Source organism: Maritalea sp. S77 (genome assembly GCF_049801075.1).
Classification (GTDB): Bacteria; Pseudomonadota; Alphaproteobacteria; order Rhizobiales; family Devosiaceae; genus Maritalea.
Genome location: NZ_JBNAGG010000001.1, coordinates 241,305 through 253,379 on the forward strand (window position 1 = coordinate 241,305; position 12,075 = coordinate 253,379).

Annotated in this window: 12 protein-coding genes; 10 read left to right on the top strand and 2 right to left on the bottom strand. The window is 49.4% G+C overall.

Going from position 1 to position 12,075, the window contains the following annotated elements:
• Positions 1-5: 5 nt before the first annotated feature.
• Complete coding sequence (locus ACP15Y_RS01185; RefSeq protein ID WP_424981188.1) at positions 6-1,877, bottom strand: SurA N-terminal domain-containing protein; 1,872 nt, start codon at positions 1,875-1,877, stop codon at positions 6-8.
• 141 nt (positions 1,878-2,018) lie between these two features.
• Here ACP15Y_RS01185 and tpiA point away from each other — a divergent pair, with 141 nt between their 5' ends.
• From tpiA to ACP15Y_RS01210, 5 genes are all read left to right on the top strand, one after another.
• Positions 2,019-2,771: a triose-phosphate isomerase gene (tpiA, locus tag ACP15Y_RS01190; RefSeq protein ID WP_424981189.1), complete on the top strand. Its 753-nt coding sequence runs from the start codon at positions 2,019-2,021 to the stop codon at positions 2,769-2,771.
• Between the two features lie 101 nt (positions 2,772-2,872).
• Positions 2,873-3,283 carry a preprotein translocase subunit SecG gene (secG, locus tag ACP15Y_RS01195; RefSeq protein ID WP_424981190.1) on the top strand — a complete coding sequence of 137 codons (411 nt, stop codon included), beginning with the start codon at positions 2,873-2,875 and terminating at the stop codon, positions 3,281-3,283.
• 113 nt (positions 3,284-3,396) lie between these two features.
• Positions 3,397-5,025, top strand: a complete 1,629-nt coding sequence (locus ACP15Y_RS01200; protein WP_424981191.1) for a CTP synthase — start codon at positions 3,397-3,399, stop codon at positions 5,023-5,025.
• Entirely contained in the window at positions 5,025-5,207 is a 183-nt protein-coding gene (locus tag ACP15Y_RS01205; protein ID WP_424981192.1) for a DUF4169 family protein, read from the top strand. The genes ACP15Y_RS01200 and ACP15Y_RS01205 overlap by 1 nt, the downstream gene beginning before the upstream one ends.
• 89 nt (positions 5,208-5,296) lie before the next feature.
• Positions 5,297-5,677 (top strand): rhodanese-like domain-containing protein, encoded by a 381-nt coding sequence (locus tag ACP15Y_RS01210; RefSeq protein WP_424981193.1) that lies wholly within the window; start codon positions 5,297-5,299, stop codon positions 5,675-5,677.
• Between the two features lie 6 nt (positions 5,678-5,683).
• On the opposite strand, the gene ACP15Y_RS01215 is transcribed toward ACP15Y_RS01210, so the two are convergent.
• Positions 5,684-6,907 carry a hypothetical protein gene (locus ACP15Y_RS01215; protein ID WP_424981194.1) on the bottom strand — a complete coding sequence of 408 codons (1,224 nt, stop codon included), beginning with the start codon at positions 6,905-6,907 and terminating at the stop codon, positions 5,684-5,686.
• Positions 6,908-7,086: 179 nt separating this feature from the next.
• On the opposite strand from ACP15Y_RS01215, the gene eno reads away from it, so the two are divergent.
• The 5 genes from eno (at position 7,087) to ACP15Y_RS01240 (ending at position 12,067) form a co-directional block, all read left to right on the top strand.
• Entirely contained in the window at positions 7,087-8,361 is a 1,275-nt protein-coding gene (eno, locus tag ACP15Y_RS01220; protein ID WP_424981195.1) for a phosphopyruvate hydratase, read from the top strand.
• Between the two features lie 43 nt (positions 8,362-8,404).
• On the top strand, positions 8,405-8,935 hold the full coding sequence (locus ACP15Y_RS01225) for a DUF5071 domain-containing protein (protein WP_424981196.1): 531 nt from the start codon (positions 8,405-8,407) through the stop codon (positions 8,933-8,935).
• Positions 8,936-9,168: 233 nt separating this feature from the next.
• Entirely contained in the window at positions 9,169-9,453 is a 285-nt protein-coding gene (locus ACP15Y_RS01230; protein WP_424981197.1) for an FtsB family cell division protein, read from the top strand.
• A gap of 178 nt (positions 9,454-9,631) precedes the next feature.
• Positions 9,632-10,645, top strand: a complete 1,014-nt coding sequence (gene pdhA, locus ACP15Y_RS01235; RefSeq protein ID WP_424981198.1) for a pyruvate dehydrogenase (acetyl-transferring) E1 component subunit alpha — start codon at positions 9,632-9,634, stop codon at positions 10,643-10,645.
• 24 nt (positions 10,646-10,669) lie between these two features.
• Positions 10,670-12,067 carry a pyruvate dehydrogenase complex E1 component subunit beta gene (locus ACP15Y_RS01240; RefSeq protein WP_424981199.1) on the top strand — a complete coding sequence of 466 codons (1,398 nt, stop codon included), beginning with the start codon at positions 10,670-10,672 and terminating at the stop codon, positions 12,065-12,067.
• Positions 12,068-12,075 lie beyond the last annotated feature (8 nt).

Here is a 12,075-nt window from a genome sequence, read left to right on the forward strand (position 1 = left end):
CTACTTTATTGGTCGAGAGACAGGATCTGATTGAGTGTGCCTTGGTTGATGCTTACGCCCAAATCATCCCGACGTGCGGTGATGAATTGCTGGTAAAGATCATCGGCAACACTGTCAGACAGTGCGATAAGATTATCTTGCTCAATGTCGCTTTGCTCGGCGGCGGTGATGCCTGTTACCTGGAACACAATGTATGTGCCATCTGACAAACGTACCGCATCCGTATAGCCTTCACCGCCGGAGAATGCAGCCGAGGCCACATTTGCTGTGATGAAGGAGCCGTCACCGCGACGAGTGAGGGGCAAGGATGGTTGGGCGATTTGGCCAACTTCTGACGCCACGTCAAAGATTGGTGTGCCCTGATCTACTTTTGCGACGAGTTCATTAGCTTTCTCGGTCAATGCTTGCGCAGTTTGATCCTGCATCCACGCTATTTCCAGTTTGTCGCGCACTTCTTCAAGGGCGAGATCGCGAGCTGGTGTCACTTCATTCAGATCGAACCATGCCATTGCGTTCGCACCGATGGTCACAGCAGGCAACAAGGCATCTTGCTCAGCATTGTTGATGGCTGTCAGCAAACGTTGCTCGCCCTCTGCTGGCAAATCTTCGATCATATCGAGGCCAACGCCAGAGCGGGTGACTTCAACAGTTTGCGTTTCCAAGCCAACATCTGCAGCAATCTCGCCAATGGAGCGAAGCGTTGCACGCTGTTCTTCAATTTCATCGATTTTGTCGATGATGACATCATTTGCTTTTTTCGCATTGACACGGGCTACGAGTTGATCGCGCGCTTCTTCGAAAGACAACTGAGTTTCTGGCACAATATTGCGCACCATAATGGCCACTTGGCCTTCAGCCGTGTCAGCAATGGTCAGACCTTTGTCGCCATCGAAAGCAGCACTTGCGATGGTTTCATCGGTGAACTCGTCACGGGCGATTTGGCCCAATGGTGTTGCAGTGATGCCAAAATTGTTGACTGCAAGAATTTGATCAAGTGACTGGCCCTGAGCAATGCCTTGAACCAAGGTTTGCGCTTGCGCATCATCTTTCAACCGCCACAATGTCACATTGCGTGTTTCAGCAGTGGTTAGCTGATCGCCAGAAGCTTCATATTCCGCGCGCAACTCTTCGTCAGTTGCGTCGAGTGAACGGGCCAAGCTCTCTGGTGTCAAAACCAAAACTTGGATTTGTTTTTGCGCCTCTGCACGATATTGGGCTTGGTTCTCTTCCAAGTAAGTTGCCAATTGCTCTTCAGTTGGCGCGTCGATTGGATCAAGCACGTTATTTGATAGCGTGAAATAATCGATTGTGCGGGTGTCGTTTTGCACGCGATTGGTGATTTGCAGAATGGTCTTTGGTGCCATTGCACCGCCAAATAAACCGCGAATGACTTGCGAGCGCTGCACAGATTCGGCTTGGCTATCGATATATTCGCTTTCGGTGAAACCGTTCTGGCGCAACATCTGCGTAAATTGTTGGCGATCAAACACGCCCAAAGTGGTGGCGAAGTTTGGATCGCGGGCGATCATCTCCGAAACCATTTCGTCTGACGCGCCAACACCAAAATCAGCAACCATTTGGTCCAGCGCAGCATTTGATGCCAATTGATTGAGCACAGACCCCGGAATGCCGAAGGCCATTGCTTCTTGTGAAGAAGGCTGACGGCCGGTTTGGCGGGCAATATTGTTCAACTGGGTGCGGTATGCCCGATCAAACTCCACAGCTGATATAGACTGATTGCCTACACGCGCCACAGAGCTGGAACCTAGATTTGTGAAGACATTTGCGATACCGAACAAGCCAAAGCTTAAAATAAGAAGGGCCATCAGAATCTTAGCCACCCATGTGTTGGAGTAGCGTTTAAAGGTATCAAGCATAGTCTATCCGTTTATTTGTTTGCTGTTTTCAAAACCCCGGTCTCGAGCGGCGCATAATAGACAGGGTGTACCAAAAATCGCAAGACGTTGAATGGGTTGAATTTGGGGTTAAACTTAATTTTGCTTCTTGGAAAGGTCGACATGACACAAAAAAACAAAAAATTGATCGCCGGCAACTGGAAAATGAACGGCTTGCAAGGCGCGTTGAATGAAATTGAAGCGATTGCAAAAAAGCTTACAGATTATGCCGACAAAGGCACATTTCTGATTTGTCCGCCAGCGACATTGATTGCGGGAGCCAAAGCGCTGGCTGGTGATGCGCTGCATATTGGCGCTCAGGACTGTCACAGTGAGAAGAATGGCGCTTTTACAGGCGACATCAGTGCAGAGATGGTTGCAGACCTTGGTGGTCGCTTTGTGATTGTTGGTCACTCAGAACGGCGCGAAGGCCATCATGAAAGCAATGCAATGGTGAAAGCTAAAGCGGAGACTGCGCTAGAGCAGGGGATTAAACCCATCGTGTGTTGCGGAGAGACCTTGCAACAGCGCGAAGCTGGTGAAGCGATTGGCTTTGTCACACAGCAGATTGCCGAATCGACGCCAGACAGCTTGAGTAAAGATGGCGAAATTGCCCTCGCCTATGAGCCAATCTGGGCGATTGGCACGGGCAAAACTGCGTCCGTCGATGACGTGGCGGAAATGCATGTGGCGTTGCGCAAGACGTTGGTCGACAAATTTGGCGCGCGCGGCCACACTGTTGAAATTCTTTACGGTGGGTCTGTGAAGCCGGAAAATGCCAACGCATTGCTGCACACTCAAGATGTAGATGGTGCGCTTGTGGGCGGCGCAAGCCTTAAAGCAGAGAGCTTTTTGGGTATTGTTGCTGCGCTTTAATCAAGGCTGGGTCAAAAAAAGGCCAATTTTGTCTAGCCAATTGGTGTGAGAATGTGTAGAACGCACGCTGATTTTGATTTCAACAGATAAGTGTTTTCAACATGGAAACAGTATTGATTGTAGCCCACCTTTTCATCGTGGTGGCGCTGATCGCGGTAATTTTGATGCAACGCTCTGAAGGCGGCGCCCTTGGAATGGGTGGCGGCGGAGGCGGCGGTGGCGGCTTTATGTCGGCACGCTCTTCAGCAAACCTTTTGACGCGGACCACAGGTATTTTGGCGGCATTGTTTTTCGCCACTTCTATTGGCCTGACTGTTTTGGGACAGTTGGACAATCGTGCGGACAGCATTTTGGACCGGGCAACCGACCAAACAGAAGGCGATGTGACTGTGCTTGATGCATTGAACAATTTGCAAGGCGACACACCAGCTCAAGAAAACGACCTGGACCTGCCGGTGCCAACCAATAATGACGCGGCGCCAGACGAGCCGACTGAAACACCTTCTCAGTAAGCTGTTGAAAAATTAGGAATGTTTAGACGGGGGGTTTTATCCCCCGTCTTTTTTTGGATATGTGCAATTTTACGGCTTCGAATCATGGCCGTTCAGATGTAAGGTAAAAGCCCATGGCACGGTATATATTCATCACTGGTGGCGTGGTTTCCTCTTTGGGTAAAGGGTTGGCTTCGGCTGCACTTGGCGCGGCGCTTCAGGCGCGCGGCTATAAAGTGCGTTTGAAAAAGCTGGACCCCTATCTCAACGTGGACCCGGGCACCATGTCCCCTTATCAGCATGGTGAAGTTTTCGTCACCGATGATGGGGCAGAAACGGACCTCGATCTTGGGCATTATGAGCGGTTTACCGGACGGTCGGCGAACCAGCAGGATAACATCACCACAGGTCGGATTTATCAAAACATTATCGCACGGGAACGGCGTGGCGACTATTTGGGCGCTACGGTTCAGGTGATCCCGCATGTGACAGACGAGATTAAAAATTTCGTTTTGGCAGATAATGATGATTTCGATTTCGTGTTGTGCGAAATTGGCGGCACAGTGGGTGACATTGAGGCGCTGCCATTTTTCGAAAGCATTCGCCAGTTGGGCAACGAATTGCCACGCGGGCAGGCCGTTTATACGCATCTGACCTTGATGCCGTATATTCCGAGCGCTGGTGAGTTGAAAACCAAGCCAACACAGCACTCCGTGAAAGAATTGCGCTCTATCGGCATTCAGCCAGATATCTTGTTGGTGCGGTGCGACCGCGAGATTCCGGCAAGCGAACGTCGCAAGCTTTCTTTGTTCTGTAATGTGCGAGAAACTGCCGTTATTCAGGCGCTTGATGTGAAGAGCATCTATGATGTGCCGATTGCGTATCATGATGAAGGTTTGGACACAGAAATTCTGTCTGCCTTTGGCATTGGTGACGCACCAGCGCCGGACATGAGCAAATGGCGTGAGATTTCAAATCGCATTCATAATCCTGACGGCGAAGTGAATATTGCCGTGGTTGGGAAATATACCGAATTGCTGGACGCGTATAAGTCGCTCAATGAAGCGCTTGTGCATGGTGGCATTGCCAACCAGGTTAAGGTCAATGTGCAATGGGTGAATGCTGAGCTGTTTGAGCAGGATGATCCATCGCCATACCTTGAAGGTGTTCACGGCATTTTGGTGCCGGGTGCATTTGGCGAACGTGGCGCAGAAGGCAAGATTGCAGCAGCAAAGTTTGCGCGGCAGCGTGATGTTCCTTACTTCGGGATTTGTTTCGGCATGCAAATGGCGTGTGTTGAGGCGGCGCGGAATAAAGCTGGCATCAAAAATGCATCTTCAACTGAATTTGGTCCTGCAAAAGAACCTGTAGTTGGGTTGATGACCGAATGGATGAAGGGCAATGCGCTTGAAAAACGCAACCAAGAAGGCGATTTGGGGGGCACAATGCGCCTTGGCGCTTATGAAGCCCAATTGGTGCGTGGGTCACGCGTAGCGGACATTTATGGCACGACCCGCATTTCCGAGCGTCATCGCCACCGTTGGGAAGTGAACATGGACTATCGCAAGGTTTTGGAAGCGAATGGTCTTTTGTTCTCTGGTCTATCACCAGACGGTGAATTGCCTGAGATTGTTGAACGCACCGACCATCCTTGGTTTATTGGCGTACAATTCCACCCGGAATTGAAATCACGTCCGTTTGAACCGCATCCTTTGTTCCGCTCATTTGTGAATGCTGCGGTTGAACAAAGCCGGTTGGTCTAATGGCTGAGGTGGTCAATCTTCGGCAAGCGCGCAAAAACAAAAAGCGGGCAGAAAAAGAAGAGCTGGCCGCCGCCAATCGCCATAAGCATGGTCAAACAAAGTCGGTTAAAAAGCTGCATGAAGCGCGAGATGCGCTGACGCAGAAAAAGCTGGACCAGCAAAAAATCGATAAAGACAAATAGGCCGCCTTGTGCGGCCTTTTTTATTTGGTTTGAAACAAAGTCGGATTTCAACCGTTTTCCTTGCGAGAAACAAAAAGAAAGAGATGCTTATGAAAACCGCTAAAGATTATTTGGATGAAGCCAATGGTGAAGTTGAACGCATTGACGCGGCGCAGGCTAAAATTTGCCATGCGCACCCCGATGCCGTGTTTGTAGATGTGCGCGACAGTGCTGAAATTCAAAAAAGCGGCACAGTTAAGGGTGCTTTGTGCATTCCACGTGGTTTCATTGAGTTTGCTGCGGATCCGGCAACGCCATTTCATGATGAACGACTGACCAAAGACGCCGATATTTACCTACTGTGTGGGGCTGGCGGCCAAGCGGCGCTTGCAGGGAAAACCCTAAAAGATATGGGGTATAAGTCTGTCACCAATATTGGTGGTTTTTCGGATTGGAAAGAAGCGGGCGGCCCTGTGGAAGACAAAGCCTAGGCTGTCCTAGTTTTTTGTTAGATAGATCGGTGCAAATCCACCACCTTGCGTTCGGAAGTTGGTGGTTTGCCCGGCATATAGACGCGCTGCGGCGGCAAAGATTTGGCCTTGGTAAGTGTAAAAACGCAGATCTGATTTCAATTTTGCGAACTCGTCCCCATTTCGCGTGAGGCGCAGTTCCGGCTTAAAATTGCGTTGCGCGATATAATCGCTGCTCAAAATGTGGGCCCAGCTTTTCTTCGTGAGTTTATCGCCTCGGTAAACTGCTTTCCCCGCATGGCCGTCCAGCGGTTTGAAGAACAGCTTTTTGCGTTGTTGCCAAAGCTCATTTGCATTGTCTGCTTTCACCGACTGCGCTTGGATCAACTCCTGTAGCTGTTTTTGTTCGAGTGGCGAACAGTTTAGGCTTTTTAGAAAACGAGGGTCGGATAGCCGGGTGAGATTTGCCTTGCTGGCGTAGAGCGCATGATGTTTGGGATTTGGACTTAGGACGATGGCGTCAGATAAATAGGCGACCCGTAGCGCCGCATGTGTGGGGCTGGATAAATAGAAATCCGTTGAGCGGTTATAGACCAAGTCGATGTTTTGCCCGTTAAATGAAAGCTGTTGTCCGTCCCATTTAAGGTCCGCTGGGTCTGCGATGACCACGTGGTAGCCACGACTTTTCAAAAGCGTACTGGTGAGCTGAAACTCTTCATAGAGAAATTGATGCGTCGGATCCTCGTCGATAATTGCAATGTTTTGCAACGGGGCATGACCTTTGACCGCTGTCCATTCCTTCTCAAACATGTGTGCGACAAAATCGTCGAAATCCGGCCATTTGAGCGGGCTTTCCTCCCAGCAACAAATATCTTGCCGCTGGTGGAGCTGATTGACCAACATTGCACCGCCTGCATTCGTGTTGATTTCGATTAGATGCAATTGGTTTTGATTTACGTGAAAATCAAAACTCATAAACATGCCCGGATTTGCAGGCGTAGGGTGGTTCGCAATGTCGGGCGCATCCGCCAACGCGGTGGCTTGATAAATCGGATATTCAATCAAGGCGTGGAGGTGCGCAATGTGCGCTTCAATTTCTTTGAAGTGCTTCGTTTTTAGGAATACCGGCGTGGGGGCGAAGAACGGAGATTGCGGATCATTTTCCGGGTCGTGCTTCATCGATTGGCACGCACAGTTTTGATTGAGCCATGCGGCCGTTTGTTCGGGTGTGCATTCATTTTCAACGGGCATGATTTAGCTCTCCATCCTTTCATCGCAAAATAACGATGAAATGGCGAAAATCAAGGCCAGAGGGAATATTTGCTGAAATGTGAGCTTTTCCTGCGCGCAGAATGTTGAAGTGGCCTTTGCAACTTCAAAATTTGCAGCTATGACACGGACAACTCACCAACCTTTGAAGGAGTTTTTTGATGTCTGCCATTATTGATGTAAACGGCCGTCAGATTTTTGATAGCCGCGGCAACCCAACTGTTGAAGTTGATGTAGTTTTGGATGATGGCAGCTTTGGCCGTGCCGCCGTACCGTCTGGTGCTTCTACAGGCGCACATGAAGCCGTTGAGCTTCGCGATGGCGGCGATGCATATAAAGGCAAAGGTGTGATGAAGGCTGTTGACGCGGTCAACACACATATCTTCAATGAAATTCAAGGCATGGACGCGTTGGATCAACGTTCAATCGACCAAGTGATGATTGAGTTGGATGGGACAAGCAACAAAGCGAAATTGGGTGCGAATGCGATTTTGGGTGTGTCTTTGGCCGTGGCCAAAGCTGCAGCGGAATCTTCTGCATTGCCGCTATATCGCTATGTTGGCGGTGCAAACGCGCATTTGCTACCTGTGCCGATGATGAACATCATCAATGGCGGCGAGCACGCGGATAACCCAATCGATGTGCAAGAATTTATGATCATGCCGGTTGGCGCGGAGAGCATTGCAGATGCCGTGCGCATTGGTACTGAAGTGTTCCACACGCTTAAAAAAGGCTTGAGCGACGAAGGTCACAATACCAATGTGGGCGACGAGGGTGGCTTTGCGCCGAACCTTTCTTCAACCACCGCTGCGCTTGATTTCATCATGCAGTCGATTGAAAAGGCAGGTTACAAGCCAGGTGAAGACGTGTACTTGGCGCTTGATTGTGCATCGACCGAATATTTCAAAGACGACAAATATCAGCTGAAAGGCGAGGGCAAAGTGCTCGACGCTGGCGAAATGGTTGATTATTTGGCGAATTTGGTTGGCAATTATCCCATTATCTCTATCGAAGATGGCATGGCTGAAGATGATTGGGACGGCTGGAAAGCATTGACCGACAAGATCGGCGATAAGTGCCAATTGGTGGGCGACGATTTGTTCGTCACCAATTCCGAGCGCTTGGCTTCTGGCATTAAAATGGGTGTCGCAAACTCGATTTTGGTGAAGGTGAACCAAATTGGTACGTTGACAGAAACCATCAATGCCGTGGAAATGGCACACAAAGCCAACTACACCTCAGTTATGTCGCACCGTTCAGGTGAAACTGAAGATGCCACGATTGCTGATTTGGCTGTTGCGCTTGGGTGTGGCCAGATCAAAACGGGTTCTTTGGCGCGTTCGGATCGGTTGGCGAAATATAACCAACTTATCCGCATTGAAGAGCAACTTGGCTATTCAGCGGCTTATGCCGGGAAGGGCATTTTGAAAGGCTAGTCTGGCTTTCAGGTTCTGAACTTATTGAAGGGATGTCATTTGTTTGGCATCCCTTTTTCTTTCCCATTTTAGCTTACTAAGGGGAGTGTATAAATGCTTCAAGAGTGGTCGTTTAAAATGTGACCACTTTTTATTATTCTGGTGGGAGCATGATATCAAAATTTCGGCACAAGAATTTATGTCCAGAGAGATAGATAATTTAATTGAGCAGCTGTCATGGAACGGAACGGAAGAACAGCAACGACAAGCAATTGACGCGCTAGTCGCGCAGATCCCGCACAGGGAGCTTTACAAGTTGATGCGGCCAGGCGAGGTAAAAGATACTTGGCAAAATGCGGCCGAGGTTATTGCCAGATACAATAGGAAATTTGGTCAACAGGAAATCTTGGGCATGTTTGAGTGGCTTCAGGATATTAACTGGCCCGGAGCTTCTGTGATATTTAAGAAACTTAACTCTATGAGCCGGCAGCAAATTTCTGCTCCACTTGAAATGGCTATGTGCCAAGCAAAACATACAAATGACCAAGAGTGGATGGAGCAACTGGTCAAAATCCGAGACAATAACGAAATATGAGTATCTGCCTATGCAAGCACATCTCAATATCACAGCAAATGATGCTCTTAAATTCGATTTTCCCTTGGATCACACTGGGGCAGCGCCATACTTATCAGCAACCTATATGTTGTGAAGGAGCGAACTTTGCCGTTTTTGAAAGAAGGTGTTAACGGCTTGTTTGGTATAGTCCGACGCAGTGTAGTTTTGCGTATTCATAGGTTGTTATGCCCACCCGCCTTAAAAAGCCTTCTTTGACAAACAAACTGCTGATCACAGCACTTTTGCTCGCCTTTCAGGGCTATTTGGCGCACCATGCGTTGAATGGGCAATATGGTGTGAACTCGCAAAAAGAGCTGGTCGAGCGCAAGGCTCAACTTGTTACGCAGAGCGCAATGCTCGATGTGCGTATAGAAACAGCCAAAAATCGTAACTCATTGTTGGTTGCTGATCGCTTAGATCCTGATATGCTGAGTGAACGCGCCCGGGGGCTGCTTGGATGGAGCAACCCGGATGATGTTTTGATTGCTGTTGAATAAGAATAACCAAAATCAAGTTTATTATTCGATTTAACCGATTTTAAGTTAAATTGAATTTATGCATAAAAAACAATGCGTAAACATGTTTTTTGTGCAGTTTTGAATGCTTTGTTTTGCGTATCACCCCAATTAGAATGTTTCCCAAAGACGGAACAATCGGGTCGAGATGGAGATTTTTATGCCTAAAAAGACCGATGCGGCGGCCAAGGCGAGCACACAGGCCAATATGCCCGCGTTCACCAAGGAAGAAGAGCTACACGCTTATAAAGAAATGCTTTTGATCCGACGCTTTGAAGAAAAAGCGGGTCAAATGTACGGTATGGGGCTGATTGGCGGGTTCTGCCACCTCTATATTGGTCAAGAAGCTGTTGTAACTGGCGTGCATATGGCTTCGAAAAAAGGCGATGCTTCAATCACCGGTTACCGCGATCACGGTCACATGCTGATCGTGGGCTTGGACCCAAAAGCAGTGATGGCCGAATTGACTGGGCGCAAGGGCGGCTTGTCTAAAGGCAAGGGCGGCTCCATGCACATGTTCTCCAGTGAAGAGCGGTTTTATGGCGGTAACGGCATTGTTGGTGCGCAGGTTAGCTTGGGCACAGGCCTTGCTTTTGCGGCACAATATCGCGGTGAAGATACTGTAAGCCTTACATATTTCGGCGACGGTGCGGCGAACCAAGGGCAAGTTTATGAGAGCTTCAATATGGCGAAGCTTTGGAATTTGCCAGTTGTCTACATCATCGAGAACAACAAATACGCCATGGGTACGAGCCTAGAGCGCGCAGCATCGACGACAGATTTGTCGAAGCGAGGCGAGTCGTTTGGCATTCCAGGTGAACAAGTTGACGGCATGGATGTGCGGATGGTGCGGGACGCAGCAGAACGCGCCATTCAACATGCACGTGAGGGCAAAGGGCCTTACATTTTGGAAATGCTCACCTATCGCTATCGTGGCCATTCCATGTCTGACCCGGCGAAATATCGCTCTAAAGATGAAGTTCAGTCCATGCGGTCTGAGCGTGATCCGATTGAACAGGTGAAAGCGCGCTTGTTGGAAAATGATTGGGCGACAGAAGACGAGTTGAAGGACATCGACAAAGATGTGCGGGCCGTTGTTTCTGAAGCCGCTGATTTTGCCACAAATGATCCAGAGCCCGATCCCGAAGAGCTCTACACAGAGATCACCGTTTAAGTCAGCGAAATCAGGAGAACAAAGATGTCAGTAGAAATTTTGATGCCTGCATTGTCGCCGACGATGGAAGAAGGCAATTTGGCCAAATGGCTTGTGAAAGAAGGCGACACCGTTTCTGCCGGTGATGTGATTGCCGAGATCGAAACCGATAAGGCGACCATGGAAGTTGAAGCCGTGGATGAAGGCGTTGTGGGCAAGATTGTCGTGGAAGAGGGCGCACAAAACGTCAAAGTGAACACGGTTATCGCTGTGTTGATTGAGGAAGGCGAAAGCGCTGACGACATTAAAGTCGATACATCAGCCCCGGCAGCAAGCGAAGAGCCCAAGCAAGAGAATCCAGAAGAATCAGGCCCGAGCGAACAGGAAAAACCTTCAGTTCCCGCTGCGCCAGTGTTTGAAGCAAAAGCTGATTCAGAAATCCCAGAAGGCACCGAAATGGTGTCGACCAGCGTTCGTGAGGCTCTTCGCGACGCAATGGCAGAAGAAATGCGCGCCGACGGCGATGTGTTCGTGATGGGCGAAGAAGTGGCTGAATATCAGGGCGCCTACAAGGTTACACAAGGGTTGCTGCAGGAATTTGGCAATAAACGTGTGATTGATACGCCAATCACTGAGCATGGTTTTGCCGGTTTGGGCGTTGGTGCAGCATTTGCGGGATTGAAGCCGATTGTTGAGTTTATGACTTTCAACTTCGCGATGCAGGCCATTGACCAAATCATCAACTCTGCTGCCAAAACACGCTACATGTCTGGCGGACAGATGAGCTCACCGATTGTGTTCCGCGGCCCTAATGGTCCTGCGGCACGGGTTGGCGCGCAGCACAGCCAAGATTTCTCGGCTTGGTATGCGCACATTCCGGGTCTTATCGTTGTATCGCCATATTCAGCGGCGGATGCGAAAGGCTTGCTAAAGTCTGCAATCCGCAATCCGAACCCTGTTGTGTTTCTTGAGAACGAGCTTTTGTATGGTCAATCATTTGACGTGCCGAAGCTGGATGATTGGACTGTGCCATTGGGCAAGGCCAAGGTGGTGCGCGAGGGGGCAGATGTCACAATCGTGTCGCATTCAATGGGGATGCGCTATGCCACTGAAGCAACTGAGAAGCTGGTTGAATCTGGCATTGATGTAGAACTGATCGATTTGCGCACCTTGCGCCCGCTCGACATGCCTACGATTGTTGAATCAGTCAAGAAAACGGGTCGCTGCGTTACTGTTGAAGAAGGTTGGCCGCAAGGTTCAATTGGTTCTGAAATCGCAGCACGCCTGATGGATGAGGCATTTGACTATTTGGATGCGCCAGTGATGCGCGTGACCGGCAAAGATGTGCCAATGCCATATGCAGCGAACCTTGAAAAATTGGCTTTGCCGACTTCTAAAGAAGTTGTTGAAGCTGTGAACGCCGTCACTTATCGCCAAGTTTAGGGAGTAAT